Here is a 19,094-nt window from a genome sequence, read left to right as displayed (position 1 = left end):
ATGAGCTTACGTCATGCGTGTTCAGGAAGTGATTTCGCGTCAGGGGTGCTATGCTCCTGACGGCACTCAGAACCAACCGATTGAGGATTGTCTTGAACCTCGCAGCCTATTTCCCCGTTTTGTTGTTCCTTATTGTGGGCACCGGTTTAGGCGTAGCGCTGGTCAGTATCGGCAAGCTCCTTGGTCCCAACAAACCCGACACCGAAAAAAACGCACCGTACGAGTGCGGCTTCGAAGCATTCGAAGATGCGCGCATGAAGTTCGATGTGCGCTACTACCTCGTCGCCATTCTCTTCATCATTTTCGATCTTGAAACCGCGTTCCTGTTCCCGTGGGGCGTGGCATTGCGTGACATCGGCTGGGCCGGGTTCACGGCAATGATGATTTTCCTGCTCGAGTTCCTGCTTGGTTTTGCCTACATCTGGAAGAAGGGCGGCCTCGACTGGGAATGATGGATTAATCGCCGGTTTGCGTGGGTGGCCAGGCTTGCCGCCCCGTCTGGAGTGGAAAGCAAATGAGTATCGAAGGGGTCTTGAAAGAAGGGTTTGTCACCACTACGGCAGACAAACTGATCAACTGGACGCGCACCGGCTCGCTGTGGCCGATGACGTTCGGTCTCGCATGCTGCGCGGTCGAGATGATGCATGCGGGCGCCGCCCGTTATGACCTTGACCGCTTCGGCGTGGTGTTCCGTCCGAGTCCGCGTCAGTCGGACGTGATGATCGTCGCCGGTACGCTGTGCAACAAGATGGCGCCCGCTCTGCGGAAGGTCTACGACCAGATGGCGGAACCGCGCTGGGTGATCTCGATGGGCTCGTGCGCGAACGGCGGCGGCTATTACCATTACTCGTACTCGGTGGTGCGCGGCTGCGACCGGATCGTCCCGGTCGACGTGTACGTGCCGGGTTGTCCGCCCACAGCGGAAGCGCTGGTGTACGGCGTGATCCAGCTGCAAGCCAAGATTCGCCGCACCAACACCATCGCCCGTCAATAAGGCCAAAGCCTCCCCACAATATGGCAAGCAAACTCGAGACCCTGAAAGCGAACCTCGAGGTGGCCTTTGGCGGCCTCCTGACGAGCGTGACCGAGTCGGTCGGTGAATTGACGATCGTCGTCAAGGCTGGCGACTACCTCAACGTGGCAAAGCGCCTGCGCGACGACCGCTCGCTCGGTTTCGAGCAGTGTGTCGACCTTTGCGGCGTCGATTACCAGACCTATGCTGAGGGCGCTTACGACGGCCCGCGTTTTGCAGCAGTGCTGCATCTGCTGTCGGTGCAGAACAACTGGCGTCTGCGTCTGCGCGTATTCGCGCCGGACGACGACATGCCGATCCTGCCGTCCGTCGTCGATATCTGGAATTCGGTCAACTGGTACGAGCGCGAAGCGTTCGACCTGTACGGCATCGTCTTCGAAGGTCATCCGGACTTGCGCCGCATTTTGACCGACTACGGTTTTATCGGTCATCCGTTCCGCAAGGATTTCCCTGTCTCCGGCTACGTCGAGATGCGTTACGACCCGGAAGAGAAGCGCGTCGTCTATCAACCGGTGACGATCGAGCCGCGGGAAATCACGCCGCGCGTGATCCGCGAGGATCGCTATGGCGGTCTGAAACACTAAGAGAACGTCATGGCAGAGATCAAGAACTACACGCTCAACTTCGGTCCGCAACACCCGGCAGCGCACGGTGTGTTGCGTCTCGTGCTCGAACTCGACGGCGAAGTGATTCAGCGCGCCGATCCGCACATCGGTCTACTGCATCGCGCGACTGAAAAGCTCGCCGAAAGCAAGACGTTTATCCAGTCGGTGCCGTACATGGACCGTCTCGACTACGTGTCGATGATGGCCAACGAGCACGGCTACGTGCTCGCAATCGAGAAGTTACTCGGCATCGACGTGCCGCTGCGCGCGCAATACATTCGCGTACTCTTCGACGAAGTCACGCGCGTGTTGAATCACCTGATGTGGATCGGCGCGCATGCGCTCGACGTCGGTGCGATGGCGGTGTTCCTGTATGCGTTCCGCGAGCGCGAAGACCTGATGGACGTGTACGAAGCGGTGTCCGGCGCACGGATGCACGCGGCCTACTACCGTCCGGGTGGCGTCTACCGCGATTTGCCTGACGCAATGCCGCAATACAAGGCGTCGAAGATTCGCAATGCGAAGGCGTTGTCGAAGATGAATGAGAACCGTCAGGGTTCGCTGCTCGACTTCATCGACGACTTCTTCACCCGTTTCCCGAAGTGCGTGGACGAATACGAAACGCTGCTCACCGACAACCGGATATGGAAGCAGCGTCTGGTCGGCATCGGTGTGGTCAGTCCGGAGCGCGCGCTGCAACTCGGCATGACCGGCGCGATGCTGCGTGGCTCGGGCGTCGAGTGGGACCTGCGCAAGAAGCAACCGTATGAAGTTTATGACAAGCTCGACTTCGACATTCCGGTCGGCGTGAATGGCGATTGCTACGACCGCTATCTGGTACGCGTCGAAGAAATGCGTCAATCGTGCCGGATCGCGAAACAGTGCATTGAGTGGCTGCGTAAAAATCCGGGCCCTGTGATGACGGACAATCACAAGGTGGCGCCGCCGTCTCGCGTCGGCATGAAGTCGAACATGGAAGATCTGATCCATCACTTCAAGCTGTTCACCGAGGGCTTCCACGTGCCGGAAGGCGAGGCGTACGCCGCAGTCGAACATCCGAAGGGGGAGTTCGGCATCTATCTGATCTCGGACGGCGCCAACAAGCCATATCGTCTGAAGATCCGCGCGCCGGGCTATGCACACCTGTCCTCGCTCGACGAAATGGCGCGCGGCCACATGATCGCCGATGCCGTGACGATCATCGGCACCCAGGACATCGTGTTCGGCGAAGTGGATCGCTAGGACATATTCATCGACGCGCGTCCGCGGTCGTTGCACCGCCACGCGCGTCAAGCAAAGGAACGCCGGGTCTGTCGCAGTATCACGTGAGCGACAGGTTTTCGTTCGGTAGGAATTGAAAGAGTCGTGTCTGAAAATGATCTCAGCTGAAGGCCTGAAAGAAATCGATCGTGCGGTCGCAAAGTACCCCGCCGATCAGAAACAGTCCGCCGTGATGTCGGCGTTGGCCACTGCTCAAACCGAGCATGGCTGGCTGTCGCCCGAACTCATGCAGTTCGTCGCGGATTATCTCGGCATGCCGGCAATCGCCGTGCAGGAGGTAGCGACCTTCTACACGATGTATGAGACCTCGCCGGTCGGTAAGTTCAAGATCACGCTCTGCACGAACCTGCCGTGCCAGCTCGGCCCGGACGGCGGTTCCGAAAGCGCCGCTGAATACCTGAAGCAGAAGCTCGGCATCGACTTCGGCGAAACCACGCCCGATGGCAAATTCACGCTGAAAGAGGGTGAGTGCATGGGTTCGTGCGGCGACGCGCCGGTGATGCTGGTGAACAACCAACGCATGTGCAGCTTCATGAGCCGCGAGAAGATCGACCAGCTGCTCGAGGAACTTTCGAAATGACGGCTTTACACGATCGTCACATCAAACCGCTGATTCTCGCCGGACTGAACGGCGACAACTGGCATCTCGAAGACTACGTGGCGCGCGGCGGTTACGCCCAGCTGCGCCGCATCCTGGAAGAGAAGATCGCGCCCGAGCAGGTGATCGCCGACGTCAAGGCGTCGGGTCTGCGCGGCCGCGGCGGCGCGGGCTTCCCGACCGGTCTCAAGTGGAGCTTCATGCCGCGCCAGTTCCCGGGCCAGAAGTACCTCGTCTGTAATTCGGACGAGGGCGAGCCGGGTACGTTCAAGGACCGCGACATTCTGCGCTTCAATCCGCATTCGTTGATCGAAGGTATGGTGATCGGCGCGTACGCGATGGGCATCACGGTCGGCTACAACTATATCCACGGCGAAATCTGGGAAGTCTATAAGCGCTTCGAAGAAGCGTTGGAAGAAGCTCGCCGCGCCGGGTTCCTCGGCGACAACATCATGGGCTCGGGCTTCTCGTTCCAGCTGCATGCGCACCATGGTTACGGCGCGTATATCTGCGGCGAGGAAACCGCGCTGCTCGAATCGATCGAGGGCAAGAAGGGCCAACCGCGCTTCAAACCGCCGTTCCCGGCGAGCTTTGGCGTGTACGGCAAGCCCACCACGATCAACAACACCGAGACCTTCGCGGCGGTGCCGTTCCTGCTCGCGATCGGACCGCAGAATTACCTTGAAATCGGCAAGCCGAACAACGGCGGCACGAAGATCTTCTCGGTGTCGGGCGACGTCGAGCGTCCGGGCAACTACGAGATTCCGCTCGGCACGCCGTTCGCGACGCTGATGGAACTCGCCGGCGGCATGCGCGGCGGCAAGAAGATCAAGGCCGTGATTCCTGGAGGTTCATCCGCGCCGGTGATTCCGGGCGAGATGATGATGCAGACCGACATGGATTACGACTCGATCGCGAAGGCCGGCTCGATGCTCGGCTCGGGCGCGGTGATCGTGATGGACGAGACGCGCTGCATGGTGCGCTCGTTGCTGCGCCTGTCGTACTTCTACTACGAAGAGTCGTGCGGTCAATGCACGCCTTGCCGTGAAGGCACGGGCTGGCTGTATCGCGTCGTACATCGTATCGAGCATGGTCTCGGCCGCCAGGAAGATCTGGATCTGCTGAACTCCGTCGCCGAAAACATCATGGGCCGCACGATCTGCGCGCTCGGCGACGCGGCAGCGATGCCGGTTCGGGGCATGCTCAAGCACTACTGGGACGAATTCGAATATCACGTCGCCCACAAGCATTGCCTCGTCGGCGGCCATGCCGGCACGGCGGCGGCGCCCGAAACAGTGGCAGCCTGAGTCGCGCCGACAGATTTGGCTGACGAATAACTACCAGACGAACACCTCAACCGCAGGATTCATCGCCCGAAGCGGGCGATGAACAGGCGAACGATTGAGCGGTAACAGGTTAAGGAAGATTGACCATCATGGTTGAACTGGAAATAGACGGCAAGAAAGTCCAGGTGCCTGAAGGCAGCATGGTGATCCAGGCTGCGCATAAGGTCGACACCTACATTCCTCACTTCTGCTATCACAAGAAGCTGTCGATTGCGGCCAACTGCCGGATGTGTCTGGTCGATGTCGAGAAGATGCCGAAGGCCGTGCCCGCGTGCGCGACGCCGGTGTCGGCCGGCATGATCGTGCGCACCAAGTCGGACAAGGCGGTGAAGGGCCAGCAAGCTGTGATGGAATTCCTGCTGATCAACCATCCGCTCGACTGCCCGATCTGCGACCAGGGCGGCGAATGCCAGTTGCAGGATCTGGCCGTCGGTTACGGCAAGTCGTCGTCGCGCTATAGCGAAGAAAAGCGCGTGGTGTTTCCACAAGAACGTGGGCCCGCTGATCTCGATGGAAGAGATGTCGCGCTGCATTCACTGCACGCGTTGCGTCCGCTTCGGCCAGGAAATCGCCGGCGTGATGGAACTCGGCATGCTGGGCCGCGGCGAGCATTCGGAAATCACGTCGTTCGTCGGCAAGACGGTCGACTCGGAACTGTCGGGCAACATGATCGACCTGTGCCCGGTCGGCGCGCTGACCAGCAAGCCGTTCCGCTACAGCGCCCGTACGTGGGAGCTGTCGCGCCGCAAGTCGGTGAGCCCGCACGATTCCGTCGGCGCGAACCTCATCGTGCAGGTGAAGAACAATCGCGTGATGCGCGTTCTGCCGTTCGAAAACGAAGCGATCAACGAGTGCTGGATTTCGGACAAGGACCGCTTCTCGTACGAAGGTCTGAACAGCCCCGAGCGTCTGACCAAACCGATGCTCAAGCAGGGCGGCCAGTGGGTCGAAACCGACTGGCAAACCGCGCTCGATTATGTGGTCAAGGGTCTGAAGGGCATCGCGGGCGACCACGGCGCGAACGCGCTTGCGGCGCTGGCGAGCGCGCACAGCACAGTCGAAGAACTGTTCCTGCTCAAGCAGATTGCGCAAGCGGTCGGCACACCGAACGTCGACTTCCGTCTGCGCCAGTCGGACTTCTCGGCTCCCGTTACGGGCGCGCCGTGGCTCGGTACGACAATCGCCGATCTGTCGAACGTCGATGCGGCGCTCGTGATCGGCTCGGATCTGCGTCGTGATCATCCGCTGTTCGCCGCGCGTCTGCGCCAGGTCGCACGCGGCGGTTCGGCGCTCACGCTGATCCAGGCCACCAACGACGACGCGATGATCCCGCAGGCGCACCGTGTGGTCGCCGCACCGTCGGCATGGCTTGAGGCGTTGGCAGGGATCGCCGGCGCGGTGGGCGAAGCGAAGGGCGTCGCACTGCCGGAAGCATTTGCGGGCACGCAGCCGACGGACGCGCACAAGCAGATCGCTAAATCGCTGACCAACGGCGCCCTGCGCGTCGTGCTGCTCGGCAACGAAGCGGTCCGCCATCCGGACTTCGCGGCGATCCACGCCGCGGCGCAATGGATTGCCGAGGCAACCGGCGCTACGCTCGGTTTCCTGACCGAAGCGGCCAACACGGTCGGCGCGCACCTCGTGAACGCGCTGCCGGGCGAAGGCGGTCTGAATGCCCGCGAAGTGTTCGAACAGCCGCGCAAGGGTTATCTGCTGTTGAATCTCGAGCCGGAATTCGACACGGCCAATCCGGCGCAAGCGCTTGCCGCTCTGAAGCAGGCCGAGATGGTCGTCGTGATGTCGCCGTTCCAGACCGGCGCGGACTATGCCGACGTCCTGCTGCCGATTGCACCGTTCACCGAAACGGGCGGTTCGTTCGTCAACGCGGAAGGCACGGTGCAGGCTTTCAACGGCGTCGTGCGTCCGCTCGGCGACACGCGTCCGGCGTGGAAGGTGTTGCGCGTGCTGGGCAGCCTGCTCGGTGCGCCGGGCTTCGAATACGACACGGTCGAGGAAGTGCGCACAGCCGCGCTCGGCGACGGTGACCTGAGTTCGAGGCTGTCGAACCGTACCGGCGTCGCGGTGACGCGCGGCCACGCCGTGAAGGCGGCGGAAGGCAAGTTCGAGCGTCTCGCGAACGTGCCGATCTATCATGCCGACGCGCTGGTGCGTCGGGCGGAGTCGCTGCATCTGACCGCGGCGGCCCGTACGGCGAATTCGGTCGGCCTGCCGGCTGCGCTGTTCGACAAACTGGGTTTGAAAGAGGGCGACGCGGTGCGCGTTCGTCAGGGCGAGCAAGCGGTGCAGTTGCCGGCCGTGCGCGACGCGAATCTTGCGGAGACGGTGGTCCGCGTATCGGCGGCTACGCCTGCCGGTGCAGCGCTGGGCAGCCTGTTCGGTGAACTGGTGGTGGAGAAGGCGTAAATGAGCTTGTTCGATACGATCAACTCGGGCGGCGCCCAGCTTCTCGGTGTGGCATGGCCCACGGTGTGGGCGCTCGTGCGCATCCTGGTGGTGGCCGTCGTGATCCTGCTGTGCGTCGCTTACCTGATCCTGTGGGAGCGTAAGCTGATCGGCTGGATGCACGTGCGTCTCGGTCCGAACCGCGTCGGCCCCGGCGGCCTGTTGCAGCCGATCGCCGACGTGCTGAAGCTTCTACTCAAGGAAGTGATCCAGCCCGCCCAGGCGAGCCGCTGGATCTACATCATCGCGCCGATCATGGTGGTGGTGCCGGCGTTCGCTGTGTGGGCGGTGATTCCGTTCCAGGCGGGCGCGGTGCTCGGTGACATCAACGCGGGTCTGCTGTACGCGATGGCGATTTCGTCGATCGGCGTGTATGGCGTGATTCTGGCCGGCTGGGCGTCGAACTCGAAATACGCGTTCCTCGGCGCGATGCGCGCGGCCGCGCAGATGGTCTCGTACGAAATCTCGATGGGCTTCGCGCTGGTGGTCGTGCTGATGACAGCCGGTACGCTGAACCTGTCGGGCATCGTCGGCTCGCAGGAGCAGGGCTTCTTCGCCTCGCACGGCCTGAATTTCCTGTCTTGGAACTGGCTGCCGTTGCTGCCGATGTTTGTCGTGTACTTCATCTCGGGCATCGCCGAAACGAACCGTCACCCGTTCGACGTGGTGGAAGGCGAATCGGAAATCGTCGCGGGCCACATGATCGATTACTCGGGTATGGCGTTCGCGCTGTTCTTCCTTGCCGAGTACATCAACATGATCGTGATCTCGGCATTGGCTGCAACACTGTTCCTCGGCGGCTGGAGCGCACCGTTCGGGTTCCTGTCGTTCATCCCGGGCATCGTCTGGCTCGTCGCCAAGGTTTTCTTCCTGTTGTCGGTGTTCATCTGGGCGCGTGCCACGTTCCCGCGCTACCGCTATGACCAGATCATGCGTCTCGGCTGGAAGGTCTTCATTCCGGTCTGCGTGGTGTGGCTGGTGGTGGTCGGCTTCTGGATCATGTCGCCGTTGAACATCTGGAAATAAAGGGCGGACGAACCTATGACCGCAATCCAAAACTTCTTCAAGACTTTCTTCCTCACGGAACTGCTGAAAGGCCTCGCGCTGACCGGACGCTACACGTTCCAGCGCAAGGTCACCGTGCAGTTCCCGGAAGAAAAGACCCCGATCTCGCCGCGTTTCCGCGGTCTGCATGCGCTGCGCCGGTATGAAAACGGCGAAGAGCGCTGCATCGCATGCAAGCTGTGCGAAGCAGTGTGCCCTGCGCTCGCGATCACGATCGAATCGGAAACGCGCGCGGACAACACGCGCCGCACGACGCGCTACGACATCGACCTGACCAAGTGCATCTTCTGCGGTTTCTGCGAAGAGAGCTGCCCGGTCGACTCGATCGTCGAGACGCACATTCTCGAGTATCACGGCGAGAAGCGCGGCGACCTGTACTTCACGAAGGAAATGCTGCTGGCCGTTGGCGATCGCTACGAAGCACAAATCGCCGCCAACAAGGCAGCCGACGCACCGTATCGTTGAAGCGCTTTCCCGCTGGTGCAGTAAATGCGGCAGCAAAAGCAGTAACACGGCCTGCTGTCGGGCCGACCGCTGCGGCCTGAACGCCGCGGCACGGCGCACCTGTGTGGCGGTACTGGCGGATTGCTCCGCTTTTGCCAACCACGCGTGCCAAAGAACAATGCCTAACGATGAACCGGTAATCATGGAATTCACGACCGTACTGTTCTACATCTTCGCGCTGCTCCTCGTGGTTTCAGGGCTGAAGGTGATCACCTCGCGCAACCCGGTGGCGTGCGCACTGTTTCTGGTGCTGGCGTTCTTCAACGCAGCCGCGATCTGGATGCTGCTCGAGGCCGAGTTCCTCGCGATCCTGCTGGTGCTGGTCTACGTCGGCGCGGTGATGGTGCTGTTCCTGTTCGTCGTGATGATGCTGGACATCAATCTCGACGTGCTGCGCAAGGACTTCAAACGCTTCGTGCCGATGGCCTCGGCGGTGGGCGCAATCATCGTGATCGAAACCGCGCTGATTCTGTGGCACGGCTACGGCGCGACCGCCACCGCGCTGCACGACACGGCCTCGGCCGCTGCCGGTATGGGCGACTGGTCGAACACGCGCCTGATCGGCAAGGTCATCTACACCAACTACATCTTCGCGTTCGAAATCGCCGGCCTGATTCTGCTGGTCGCCATCATCGCGGCGATCGCGCTGACCACGAGCCACAAGAAGGACAGCAAGCGTCAGAACGTCAGCGCACAGGTCAAGGTGCGTGCCCAGGACCGCGTGCGCGTCGTGAAGATGCCGTCGGAGAAAACCGCGGCGACCATCGCGGCGGAACAAGCGGCTGCCGCGGCGGCCGCAGCAGCAGCCGACTCGGCAGCAGCCAAGAACAGCTGAGCGGACAGGAGATAGAAATCATGTTGACCCTTGCCCATTACCTTGTCCTCGGCGCGATCCTGTTTGCGATCAGCATCGTCGGCATTTTCCTGAACCGCCGCAACGTCATCATCATCCTGATGGCAATCGAACTGATGCTGCTCGCGGTGAACACCAATTTTGTCGCGTTCTCGCACTACCTGGGCGACGTGCACGGCCAGATTTTCGTCTTCTTCGTGCTGACGGTCGCGGCAGCCGAAGCGGCGATCGGTCTCGCAATTCTGGTGACCCTGTTCCGTAGTCTCGACACGATCAATGTCGAGGATCTCGATCAGCTCAAAGGTTAATTTCAGGAAAAGCGGTTATGTCCACGATACTCAATGAAAACCTGCTGTTGGCAATTCCGCTTGCACCGCTCGCCGGTTCCCTGGTTGCAGGGCTGTTCGGCAAGGCGATAGGGCGGGCGGGTGCGCATTCGGTCACGATCCTCGGCGTCGCGATTTCGTTCATCCTGTCGGTGATGGTCTTCTTCCAGGTGATGGACGGCGCGAGCTTCAACGCGACCGTTTATCAATGGATGTCGATCGGCAAGACGCAGCTCGAAGTCGGCTTCCTGGTCGACTCGCTGACCGCGATGATGATCGTCGTGGTCAACTTCGTGTCGCTGATGGTGCACATCTACACGATCGGCTACATGGCCGACGACGACGGCTACCAGCGCTTCTTCTCGTACATCTCGCTGTTCACGTTCTCGATGTTGATGCTCGTGATGAGCAACAACTTCCTGCAGCTGTTCTTCGGCTGGGAAGCGGTGGGTCTCGTTTCGTACCTGCTGATCGGCTTCTACTTCAAGCGTGAGAGCGCGATTTACGCGAACATGAAGGCGTTCATCGTGAACCGCGTCGGCGACTTCGGTTTCCTGCTCGGCATCGGTCTGCTGTTCGCGTTCGCTGGTTCGATGAACTACGGCGAAGTCTTCGCCAAGCGTACCGAACTCGCCGCGCTGAACTTCCCGGGTACCGACTGGGGCCTGCTGACGGTGGCTTGCATTTGCCTGTTCATCGGCGCGATGGGTAAGTCGGCTCAGTTCCCGCTGCACGTGTGGCTGCCGGACTCGATGGAAGGTCCGACGCCGATCTCCGCGCTGATTCACGCGGCGACCATGGTGACGGCCGGTATCTTCATGGTTACGCGCATGTCGCCGCTGTTCGAACTGTCGGATACGGCGTTGTCGTTCGTCATGGTCATTGGTGCGATTACCGCGCTGTTCATGGGCTTTCTCGGCATCGTCCAGAACGACATCAAGCGTGTGGTCGCTTATTCCACGCTGTCGCAGCTCGGTTACATGACCGTCGCGCTCGGCGCGTCGGCGTACTCGGTCGCCGTGTTCCACCTGATGACGCACGCGTTCTTCAAGGCGCTGCTGTTCCTCGGCGCGGGTTCGGTGATCATCGGCATGCATCACGATCAGGACATGCGCAACATGGGCGGCCTGCGCAAGTACATGCCGATTACGTGGATCACGTCGCTGATCGGTTCGCTCGCGCTGATCGGTACGCCGTTCTTCTCGGGCTTCTACTCGAAAGACTCGATCATCGACGCGGTGAAGCTGTCGCATCTGCCGGGCTCGGGTTTCGCGTACTTCGCGGTGGTCGCAAGCGTGTTCGTGACCGCGTTGTATTCGTTCCGTATGTATTTCATGGTGTTCCACGGCGAGGAGCGCTTCCGCAATCCGAAGCACCCTGAATCGCCGATGGGCGCAGAAGCCGCGTCGCATGCACATGGCGCGCACGGCCGCGATGACCATGGCCATGGTCACGGCGACCACGCTCACGAACCGCACGAAACGCCGTGGGTCGTGTGGGTGCCGCTCGTGCTGCTGGCGATTCCGTCGATCGTGATCGGCGCGATCGGCGTCGGTCCGATGCTGTTCGGCGACTTCTTCCAGCACGGCGTCGCGTTCGACAAGGTGATCTACATCAGCGAGAACCATCCGGCGCTGCATGAGATGGCCGAAGAGTTCCAGGGCTGGGCGTCGATGGGTCTGCACTCGGTGTCGGGCCTGCCGGTGTGGCTCGCGCTGGCTGGCGTGGTAGTCGCATGGTTCCTGTATCTGGTCCGTCCGGATCTGCCCGCTGTCATCAAGCGCGCATTCGGCCCGATCTACACGTTGCTCGATAACAAGTACTACATGGACAAGATCAACGAAGTCGTGTTTGCGCGAGGCGCGGTGGCCATTGGCCGTGGTTTGTGGAAGGAAGGCGACGTGGTCGTGATCGACGGCATCGTCAACGGCAGCGCACGCTTTATCGGCTGGTTCGCTAGCGTGATCCGCTTCCTCCAATCCGGCTACATCTACCACTACGCGTTCGCCATGATCATCGGCATGCTGGGGCTCCTGACCCTGTTTGTAACGCTCGGCGGCAAATAAGGCGAGGGACACTCATGCACGCTTATCCGATTCTCAGCATCGCGATCTGGTTGCCGATCTTCTTCGGTCTGCTGGTCCTCGCGATCGGCAACGACGAGAACCCCGCTCCCGCGCGCTGGATCTCGCTGATCGGCTCGGTCCTGAGCTTCCTCGTCACGCTGCCGCTGATCACCAGCTTCGATTCGAGCACCGCCGACCTGCAGTTCGTCGAGCAGGCGAACTGGATCCAGCGCTTCCACATCATGTATCACCTCGGTGTGGACGGTATTTCGATGTGGTTCGTCTCGTTGACCGCGTTGATCACGGTGATCGTCGTGATCGCAGGGTGGGAAGTGATCACGAAGAACGTCGGCCAGTACCTCGCGGCCTTTCTGATCCTGTCGGGCATCATGGTCGGCGTGTTCAGCGCGGCCGACGGCATGCTGTTCTACGTGTTCTTCGAAGCGACGCTGATCCCGATGTACATCATCATCGGCGTGTGGGGTGGGGCGAACCGCGTGTACGCGGCGTTCAAGTTCTTCCTGTACACGCTGGCGGGCTCGCTGCTGATGCTGGTTGCGCTGATTTATCTGTACAACGAGACCGGCTCGTTCGATATCGCCACGTGGCAGCACGCGCAGATCGCGATGACGCCGCAGGTGCTACTGTTTATCGCGTTCTTCCTGGCCTTCGCGGTGAAGGTGCCGATGTGGCCGGTGCACACGTGGTTGCCGGACGCGCACGTGGAAGCGCCTACCGGCGGTTCGGTCGTGCTGGCCGCGATCATGCTGAAGCTCGGCGCGTATGGTTTCCTGCGCTTCTCGCTGCCGATCACGCCTGATGCGAGCCATTTCCTTGCACCGGTCATCATCACGCTGTCGTTGATCGCTGTGATCTACATCGGTCTCGTCGCGATGGTGCAGGCCGACATGAAGAAGCTGGTCGCGTATTCATCGATCGCACACATGGGCTTTGTCACGCTCGGCTTCTTTATCTTCAATCAGCTCGGCGCGGAAGGCGCGATCGTGCAGATGATCTCGCACGGCTTCGTGTCGGGCGCAATGTTCCTGTGCATCGGCGTGCTGTACGACCGCATGCACTCGCGTCAGATCGCCGATTACGGCGGCGTCGTCAACGTGATGCCGAAGTTCGCGGCGTTCGTGATGCTGTTCGCGATGGCGAATTGCGGCTTGCCGGGCACGTCCGGTTTCGTCGGCGAATTCATGGTGATTCTGGCTTCCGTCCAGTACAACTTCTGGATCGCGAGTGGCGCGGCTGTCACGCTGATTCTCGGCGCGGCCTACACACTGTGGATGTACAAGCGTGTCTACTTCGGCGCGGTCGCGAACGACCACGTGAAGAGCCTGGTCGACATCGACCGTCGCGAATTTTTCATGCTGGCAGTGCTCGCCGCACTGACGCTGTTCATGGGCCTGTATCCGAAGCCCTTTACCGATGTGATGCACGTATCCGTGGAAAACCTCCTCTCCCACGTTGCGCAATCGAAGCTGCCGTTGCCTCAGTAACGACGAGCGGAGGAATTTAAGACCATGCAAAACGCCCCTATGACTGCTCTGTTGCCTGACGCATTGGTGATGTTCGCCATTGTCATCGCGTGGCTCAACGACACGTTCGTCGGCCCGGAGGGTCGCCGTACTACGTATTTCATCGCGTTCTTCTCGACGCTCGTCGCCGGGATCTGGTTCGCGGTGAATGCGTTCGACCCGCAAGTGCATTACTTCTTCGATCACATGTACGTGGTCGATCCGTTCGCCAACGTGATGAAGGCGGTGGTGTCGCTCGGCTACGCGGTGACGATCGTTTATTCGCGTCGCTACCTCGAAGACCGTAGCCTGTTCCGCGGTGACTTCTTCCTGCTCGGCATGTTCTCGCTGCTCGGCCAGATCGTGATGATCTCGGGCAACAACTTCCTGACGCTGTATCTCGGTCTGGAACTGATGTCGCTGTCGCTGTACGCGGTGATCGCGCTGCGTCGCGAAGTGGCGTCGTCGAACGAAGCGGCGATGAAGTACTACGTGCTCGGCGCGCTGGCTTCCGGTTTTCTGCTGTATGGTGTTTCGATGCTGTATGGCGCGACCGGCTCGCTGGACCTGAATGAAGTGTTCAAGGCGATTAACACGAGCCACTACGATCCGACCGTGCTGCTGTTCGGCGTGATCTTCATCGTGGCGGGCGTGGCGTTCAAGATGGGCGCGGTGCCGTTCCATATGTGGGTGCCCGACGTGTATCAGGGCGCACCGACGGCGATGACGCTCATCGTCGGTGGCGGCCCGAAGGTCGCGGCGTTCGCGTGGGGTTTGCGTTTCCTCGTGATGGGCCTGCTGCCGCTGGCGGTCGAATGGCAACAGATGCTGGTGATTCTGGCGGCGCTGTCGCTGATCGTCGGCAACATCACCGGTATCGTGCAGCGCAACGTCAAGCGGATGCTCGCGTATTCGGCGATCTCGAACATGGGCTTCGTGCTGCTCGGCCTGCTCGCCGGCGTGGTCGACCAGAAGACCACGGGCGCCGCGAGCGCGTACGGCTCGGCGATGTTCTACAGCATCATCTACCTGATCACCACGCTCGGTACCTTCGGCGTCATCATGCTGCTCGCGCGCCGCGACTTCGAAGCGGACACGCTGGAGGACTTCAAAGGCCTCAATCAGCGCAGCGCGGTATTCGCGTTCGTGATGATGATCATGATGTTCTCGCTCGCGGGTATTCCGCCGGCAGTCGGCTTCTACGCGAAGCTCGCCGTGCTGCAAGCGACGATGAACGCTGGCCTGACCTGGCTCACCGTGCTTGCCGTGATCACGTCGCTGTTCGGCGCGTTCTACTACCTGCGTATCGTCAAGCTGATGTACTTCGACGAGCCGCAAGACAAGTCGACGATCGCGGCAGACACGAGCACGCGCGCGTTGCTCGCGTTGAACGGCGTCGCCGTGCTGGCGCTCGGTATCGTGCCGGATCCGCTGTTGCGCGCCTGCCTGCAGGCGATCCAGCACACGCTGCTGCTCTGATGTCCGCTGCGGGCTGGTTTATCGTGCTGTTGGCGCTGGTCGGCGCCAACCTGCCGTTCCTGAATCAGCGCCTCTTCGCCGCGGTGCCGTTGAAAGCGGCGAAGAAAAGCGCCTGGCTCCGGATTGCCGAATTGATCGTGCTGTATTTCGTGGTCGGCGCGCTGGGCTTTCTGCTCGAAGCGCGCGCGGGAAATCGCTTCGAGCAGGGCTGGCAGTTCTATGCGATCACGTTCGCTCTGTTCGTCGTGTTCGCTTTTCCCGGCTTTACCTTCCAATATCTCGTCAAACGCCGCTGACGGCGTGCCGCCGTCGCGCGCGCCTGGCTGTTCTGAGGTCCGCACATGGCTGAACTTCCCAATCACGACGCCGCGCTAACCGAGACTTGTATCGACAGCAAGACGGTCCATCAGGGGCCGTTCATGACGGTCAAGTACGATACGGTCCGACTCCCGGACGGCAAACACGCGACGCGCGAATATGTTCAGCACCCGGGCGCCGTCATGGTGATCCCCTTGTTCGATGACGGTCGCGTGCTGCTCGAAAGTCAGTATCGCTATCCGATGGGCAAGGTGATGGTCGAATATCCGGCCGGCAAGCTCGACCCGAACGAGGGCGCGCTGGCATGCGCGGTGCGGGAACTGCGCGAGGAAACCGGCTATACCGCGCGCGAATACGTATACCTGACACGGATCCACCCGATCATTTCTTACTCGACCGAATTCATTGATATCTATCTGGCGCGGGGCTTGACCGCGGGCGAGCGCAAGCTCGACGAAGGTGAGTTTCTCGAACTGTTCACCGCGACCGTGGAACAAGTGTCCGAGTGGGTGCGCACGGGCAAGATCACCGATGTGAAGACGATCATCGGTACTTTCTGGCTCGAGAAAGTGCTGTCGGGCACGTGGCCGACGCAGGCGCCCGAGACGGTATAAGTTCGCGTCAGCCCGATAGCTGATTTAACCAAGCCCCTGTCGGTCGATGACCGGCAGGGGCTTTGTCATTGGCTCCGCCGTTTCTTTCTGGCTCAACAAAATGCCGTTCCCTATGCTATCTGGCTGGCTCGTCGCGGCCCCGCCGGCCGGCTAGTATGAACCCTCCGATCACCGAGTGCGTCGTCGATTTTGTTTGGGATAACCGACGCTACTCATCGGAACGATCTGATTCCAGCTCAACCTCTGGGTTGTCAATTGACAACTCGAAATTGAGCGGCTACATTGGAGGTGTCGATGGTTCGAGGAAGGCACAAGAAGAAAGAGATCGAGGCTGCATTGGCGTACGCGGAGCAGCACGGCTGGCGCATTCAGGAAGGCGGAAAAGGTCATGCGTGGGGAAAAATCTATTGCCCGTACAAAGACGCCGAATGTCGGTGCGGTGAGTTCTGTATATCGAGCGTCTGGAGTACGCCGAAGAATCCCGGCAATCACGCCAGACATCTGCGGCGCATCGTCGGCAACTGCGCGGCACGGCGCTAGTGCGTTCGTAGGCAGCAAACAGGAATCGCAATAACCTGGGCTCAACAAAGACAGGAGTATCGTATGGAATATGTATTCACCTTGAAGTACCGCCTCACCGCGGAAGATTGCGATGCAGACGCAATCGTCGAGAGGCTGGGCGAAGCGGGGTGCGACGACGCCACGATTGGCGTCGGGCAAGCAGGCCGCCTCGCGCTGCTTTTCACCCGTGAAGGCGCGAGCGCATTCGAGGCTGTCATCAGCGCGCTCAAGGACGTGAAACGCGCTGTGCCGTCCGCGCAACTGGTCGAGGCGGGACCTGACTTCGTGGGGCTGACAGACGTGGCCGAAATGGCGGGCGTGTCGCGGCAAAACATGCGCAAGCTGATGCTGAATAACGCCATCGACTTCCCTCCGCCGGTCCACGAAGGCAGTGCGTCGGTGTGGCATCTGACGGACGTGCTCGAATGGCTGACCGCGCGCGGCGGGTACGAGATTGAGATCGGTGTCGCGGATGTCGCAAAACTGGCGAAGCAGATCAATCTGGCGAAGGAGGCCCGTCAGATTGAACCGCGCGTAAGTCGCCAACTCGGCAATCTCGTGGTGTAGCGGTGCGCTTCAAGCGGGCTGGAGAACGGAGCAATTGTGGCACCGGTGACCGCTCGGGCCGCCTTCGGCAGCACATGCCGTAAAGCGTTAAAATCGCGCACCCACGTGATATTCCCTTTCGGCAGCTGGCGGCTGTGCGTCGGCCCTAAGGTTTTACGAACGATCGTTCACAAATTTCCATTTTGCGCTAAACTGGCACGCAAGCCCTGATTCCACATGAAGGTCCTCGATTTACAGTGTCCGCATGGCCATCGGTTCGAAGGTTGGTTTGCTTCGGCTGATGACTTCGAGTCGCAGCAGTCCCGCAAACTCGTCGAATGTCCGATCTGCGGTGCGCACGAGGTGAGCCGTTTGCCGTCGGCACCGCGTCTGAATCTGTCGGGCGCGACCGACTCAAAAGCGCCGGCGGGTGTGCAGCAAATGCAGGCGCACATGATCCGCGCGCTGCGCGAGGTACTGGAGAAGACCGAGAACGTGGGCGACCGCTTCGCCGAGGAAGCGCGGCGCATTCACTATAACGAAGCGCCCGCGCGCAGTATTCGCGGTGTCACGACACCCGAGGATGCGCGTGCCTTGGTCGAGGAAGGCATCGAAGTGATGCCGCTGCCGGTCCCGGCTGCGCTGAAGGAACCACTGCAGTAGCGCGGTGGCTCCAGGCGGCTGGGCGGTGGCGGCCAGGAGACACTACGCATGAATCTGGACTATTCTCCCGCTGAAGACGCGTTCCGCGCCGACATCCGCGCCTGGCTCGAAGCGAATCTGCCTCGCGAGCTGAGCGACAAGGTTCTCAATCACAAACGTCTTTCCCGCGAAGACTTCGCAAGCTGGCACAGGCTGCTCGGCACGCGAGGCTGGTCGGCGGTCGCGTGGCCGCGCGAATATGGCGGCCCCGGCTGGGACGCGACGCAACGACATATCTGGGAAGAAGAGTGCGCGCGTGTTGGCGCACCTACCGTGCTGCCTTTCGGCGTGTCGATGGTTGCGCCAGTGCTGATGAAATACGGTACCGAGGCGCAGAAACGCCATTATCTGCCGCGCATTCTCGACGGCACTGACTGGTGGTGTCAGGGCTATTCGGAGCCGGGATCGGGTTCCGACCTTGCGTCGCTGCGCACCCGCGCCGAGCGCGTCCGTGATCATTACGTGGTCAACGGTCAGAAGACCTGGACCACGCTCGGCCAGCACGCCGACATGATGTTCTGCCTCGTGCGCACCGACAGCGCCGCCAAAAAGCAGGAGGGCATCTCGTTCCTGCTGATCGACATGAAAACGCCGGGCATCACGGTGCGGCCCATCATCACGCTCGACGAAGATCACGAAGTCAATGAAGTGTTCTTCGAGGACGTCAAAGTGCCGCTCGACAATCTGGTCGGCGAAGAAAATCGCGGCTGGACCTATGCGAAATATCTGCTCGGGCACGAGCGTACCGGTATCGCGCGAGTCGGTGCGTCGAAGCGCGAAATGGTGTTTCTCAAGCGTGTCGCGCTGAATCAGAAAAAGAATGGCAAGCCGCTGCTGCACGATCCGGTGTTTGCGGCAAAGGTCGCGAGTCTGGAAATCGAGTTGATGGCGCTCGAAGTCACCGTGCAACGCGTGGTGGCGAACGAGGCGGGCGGACGCGGCCCGGGCCCGGAAGCGTCGATGCTGAAGATCAAGGGCACGGAAGTGCAACAGGGACTCACCGAACTGATGTTCGAAGCGATCGGTCCGCTGGCCGCGCCGTTCGACGTGCCGTTCCTCGAAGGCGAACGCGGGCACAGTCTTGCCGGCGACGACGATGCCGCGCCGCTTGCCGCGTACTACTTCAACTTCCGCAAGACGTCGATTTACGGCGGCTCGAACGAAATTCAAAAGAACATCATCGCGCAGATGATTCTCGGACTTTGAGGAGC

Annotated in this window: 19 protein-coding genes and 1 pseudogene; all 20 read left to right on the top strand. The window is 60.9% G+C overall.

The window, feature by feature from the left end:
• The first annotated feature begins 92 nt into the window (after positions 1 to 92).
• The 20 genes and pseudogenes from QFZ94_RS25450 to QFZ94_RS25355 all read left to right on the top strand — a co-directional run bounded on the left by QFZ94_RS25450 (position 93) and on the right by QFZ94_RS25355 (position 19,089).
• Positions 93 to 452: an NADH-quinone oxidoreductase subunit A gene (locus QFZ94_RS25450; protein WP_018420012.1), complete on the top strand. Its 360-nt coding sequence runs from the start codon at positions 93 to 95 to the stop codon at positions 450 to 452.
• 62 nt (positions 453 to 514) lie between these two features.
• Positions 515 to 994, top strand: a complete 480-nt coding sequence (locus tag QFZ94_RS25445; protein ID WP_006052903.1) for a NuoB/complex I 20 kDa subunit family protein — start codon at positions 515 to 517, stop codon at positions 992 to 994.
• A gap of 20 nt (positions 995 to 1,014) precedes the next feature.
• Positions 1,015 to 1,617, top strand: a complete 603-nt coding sequence (locus tag QFZ94_RS25440) for an NADH-quinone oxidoreductase subunit C (RefSeq protein ID WP_368587039.1) — start codon at positions 1,015 to 1,017, stop codon at positions 1,615 to 1,617.
• A gap of 9 nt (positions 1,618 to 1,626) precedes the next feature.
• Positions 1,627 to 2,880, top strand: coding sequence for an NADH-quinone oxidoreductase subunit D (locus tag QFZ94_RS25435; RefSeq protein WP_013088937.1), 1,254 nt, complete (start codon positions 1,627 to 1,629; stop codon positions 2,878 to 2,880).
• Between the two features lie 133 nt (positions 2,881 to 3,013).
• Positions 3,014 to 3,499 (top strand): NADH-quinone oxidoreductase subunit NuoE, encoded by a 486-nt coding sequence (nuoE, locus tag QFZ94_RS25430; protein WP_013088938.1) that lies wholly within the window; start codon positions 3,014 to 3,016, stop codon positions 3,497 to 3,499.
• On the top strand, positions 3,496 to 4,824 hold the full coding sequence (nuoF, locus tag QFZ94_RS25425) for an NADH-quinone oxidoreductase subunit NuoF (RefSeq protein WP_410850525.1): 1,329 nt from the start codon (positions 3,496 to 3,498) through the stop codon (positions 4,822 to 4,824). Before nuoE ends, nuoF begins: the two co-directional genes overlap by 4 nt.
• Positions 4,825 to 4,952: 128 nt before the next feature.
• Positions 4,953 to 7,287 (top strand): annotated as a pseudogene (gene nuoG, locus QFZ94_RS25420) (NADH-quinone oxidoreductase subunit NuoG).
• The gene (nuoH, locus tag QFZ94_RS25415; protein WP_368587041.1) at positions 7,288 to 8,352 is read left to right on the top strand and encodes an NADH-quinone oxidoreductase subunit NuoH; all 1,065 of its coding nucleotides are present in this window, start codon (positions 7,288 to 7,290) and stop codon (positions 8,350 to 8,352) included. It abuts the pseudogene before it with no gap.
• A gap of 15 nt (positions 8,353 to 8,367) precedes the next feature.
• Entirely contained in the window at positions 8,368 to 8,856 is a 489-nt protein-coding gene (gene nuoI / locus QFZ94_RS25410) for an NADH-quinone oxidoreductase subunit NuoI (RefSeq protein ID WP_013088942.1), read from the top strand.
• Positions 8,857 to 9,037: 181 nt separating this feature from the next.
• On the top strand, positions 9,038 to 9,730 hold the full coding sequence (locus tag QFZ94_RS25405; protein WP_013088943.1) for an NADH-quinone oxidoreductase subunit J: 693 nt from the start codon (positions 9,038 to 9,040) through the stop codon (positions 9,728 to 9,730).
• 20 nt (positions 9,731 to 9,750) lie between these two features.
• On the top strand, positions 9,751 to 10,056 hold the full coding sequence (gene nuoK, locus QFZ94_RS25400) for an NADH-quinone oxidoreductase subunit NuoK (protein WP_006052894.1): 306 nt from the start codon (positions 9,751 to 9,753) through the stop codon (positions 10,054 to 10,056).
• 17 nt (positions 10,057 to 10,073) lie between these two features.
• Complete coding sequence (nuoL, locus tag QFZ94_RS25395) at positions 10,074 to 12,140, top strand: NADH-quinone oxidoreductase subunit L (RefSeq protein WP_429460385.1); 2,067 nt, start codon at positions 10,074 to 10,076, stop codon at positions 12,138 to 12,140.
• Positions 12,141 to 12,154: 14 nt separating this feature from the next.
• The gene (locus QFZ94_RS25390) at positions 12,155 to 13,645 is read left to right on the top strand and encodes an NADH-quinone oxidoreductase subunit M (protein WP_018431493.1); all 1,491 of its coding nucleotides are present in this window, start codon (positions 12,155 to 12,157) and stop codon (positions 13,643 to 13,645) included.
• A 24-nt stretch (positions 13,646 to 13,669) separates the two neighbouring features.
• The gene (nuoN, locus tag QFZ94_RS25385; RefSeq protein ID WP_368587044.1) at positions 13,670 to 15,142 is read left to right on the top strand and encodes an NADH-quinone oxidoreductase subunit NuoN; all 1,473 of its coding nucleotides are present in this window, start codon (positions 13,670 to 13,672) and stop codon (positions 15,140 to 15,142) included.
• Entirely contained in the window at positions 15,142 to 15,438 is a 297-nt protein-coding gene (locus QFZ94_RS25380) for a DUF2818 family protein (RefSeq protein WP_018420024.1), read from the top strand. The genes nuoN and QFZ94_RS25380 overlap by 1 nt, the downstream gene beginning before the upstream one ends.
• A gap of 45 nt (positions 15,439 to 15,483) precedes the next feature.
• On the top strand, positions 15,484 to 16,074 hold the full coding sequence (locus QFZ94_RS25375) for an NUDIX domain-containing protein (protein ID WP_368587045.1): 591 nt from the start codon (positions 15,484 to 15,486) through the stop codon (positions 16,072 to 16,074).
• Positions 16,075 to 16,368: 294 nt separating this feature from the next.
• Positions 16,369 to 16,614, top strand: coding sequence for a hypothetical protein (locus tag QFZ94_RS25370; protein ID WP_410850520.1), 246 nt, complete (start codon positions 16,369 to 16,371; stop codon positions 16,612 to 16,614).
• A gap of 63 nt (positions 16,615 to 16,677) precedes the next feature.
• Positions 16,678 to 17,202, top strand: coding sequence for a helix-turn-helix transcriptional regulator (locus tag QFZ94_RS25365; RefSeq protein ID WP_368587046.1), 525 nt, complete (start codon positions 16,678 to 16,680; stop codon positions 17,200 to 17,202).
• A gap of 216 nt (positions 17,203 to 17,418) precedes the next feature.
• Positions 17,419 to 17,844: a DUF1178 family protein gene (locus QFZ94_RS25360; RefSeq protein WP_368587047.1), complete on the top strand. Its 426-nt coding sequence runs from the start codon at positions 17,419 to 17,421 to the stop codon at positions 17,842 to 17,844.
• Between the two features lie 48 nt (positions 17,845 to 17,892).
• On the top strand, positions 17,893 to 19,089 hold the full coding sequence (locus QFZ94_RS25355) for an acyl-CoA dehydrogenase family protein (RefSeq protein WP_429460381.1): 1,197 nt from the start codon (positions 17,893 to 17,895) through the stop codon (positions 19,087 to 19,089).
• Positions 19,090 to 19,094 lie beyond the last annotated feature (5 nt).

Source organism: Paraburkholderia sp. JPY465 (genome assembly GCF_050436725.1).
In the GTDB taxonomy this organism is placed as follows: Bacteria; Pseudomonadota; Gammaproteobacteria; order Burkholderiales; family Burkholderiaceae; genus Paraburkholderia; species Paraburkholderia youngii.
This window is presented reverse-complemented; position numbering and strand designations above follow the sequence as displayed.

Bases quoted from the DNA above. Each gene is read 5' to 3' on its own strand.
- QFZ94_RS25445 (WP_006052903.1), top strand. From the start codon at position 515: ATGAGTATCGAAGGGGTCTTGAAAGAAGGGTTTGTCACCACTACGGCA.
- QFZ94_RS25440 (WP_368587039.1), top strand. From the start codon at position 1,015: ATGGCAAGCAAACTCGAGACCCTGAAAGCGAACCTCGAGGTGGCCTTT.
- QFZ94_RS25435 (WP_013088937.1), top strand. From the start codon at position 1,627: ATGGCAGAGATCAAGAACTACACGCTCAACTTCGGTCCGCAACACCCG.
- nuoE (WP_013088938.1), top strand. From the start codon at position 3,014: ATGATCTCAGCTGAAGGCCTGAAAGAAATCGATCGTGCGGTCGCAAAG.
- nuoF (WP_410850525.1), top strand. From the start codon at position 3,496: ATGACGGCTTTACACGATCGTCACATCAAACCGCTGATTCTCGCCGGA.
- nuoH (WP_368587041.1), top strand. From the start codon at position 7,288: ATGAGCTTGTTCGATACGATCAACTCGGGCGGCGCCCAGCTTCTCGGT.
- nuoI (WP_013088942.1), top strand. From the start codon at position 8,368: ATGACCGCAATCCAAAACTTCTTCAAGACTTTCTTCCTCACGGAACTG.
- QFZ94_RS25405 (WP_013088943.1), top strand. From the start codon at position 9,038: ATGGAATTCACGACCGTACTGTTCTACATCTTCGCGCTGCTCCTCGTG.
- nuoK (WP_006052894.1), top strand. From the start codon at position 9,751: ATGTTGACCCTTGCCCATTACCTTGTCCTCGGCGCGATCCTGTTTGCG.
- nuoL (WP_429460385.1), top strand. From the start codon at position 10,074: ATGTCCACGATACTCAATGAAAACCTGCTGTTGGCAATTCCGCTTGCA.
- QFZ94_RS25390 (WP_018431493.1), top strand. From the start codon at position 12,155: ATGCACGCTTATCCGATTCTCAGCATCGCGATCTGGTTGCCGATCTTC.
- nuoN (WP_368587044.1), top strand. From the start codon at position 13,670: ATGCAAAACGCCCCTATGACTGCTCTGTTGCCTGACGCATTGGTGATG.
- QFZ94_RS25380 (WP_018420024.1), top strand. From the start codon at position 15,142: ATGTCCGCTGCGGGCTGGTTTATCGTGCTGTTGGCGCTGGTCGGCGCC.
- QFZ94_RS25375 (WP_368587045.1), top strand. From the start codon at position 15,484: ATGGCTGAACTTCCCAATCACGACGCCGCGCTAACCGAGACTTGTATC.
- QFZ94_RS25370 (WP_410850520.1), top strand. From the start codon at position 16,369: ATGGTTCGAGGAAGGCACAAGAAGAAAGAGATCGAGGCTGCATTGGCG.
- QFZ94_RS25365 (WP_368587046.1), top strand. From the start codon at position 16,678: ATGGAATATGTATTCACCTTGAAGTACCGCCTCACCGCGGAAGATTGC.
- QFZ94_RS25360 (WP_368587047.1), top strand. From the start codon at position 17,419: ATGAAGGTCCTCGATTTACAGTGTCCGCATGGCCATCGGTTCGAAGGT.
- QFZ94_RS25355 (WP_429460381.1), top strand. From the start codon at position 17,893: ATGAATCTGGACTATTCTCCCGCTGAAGACGCGTTCCGCGCCGACATC.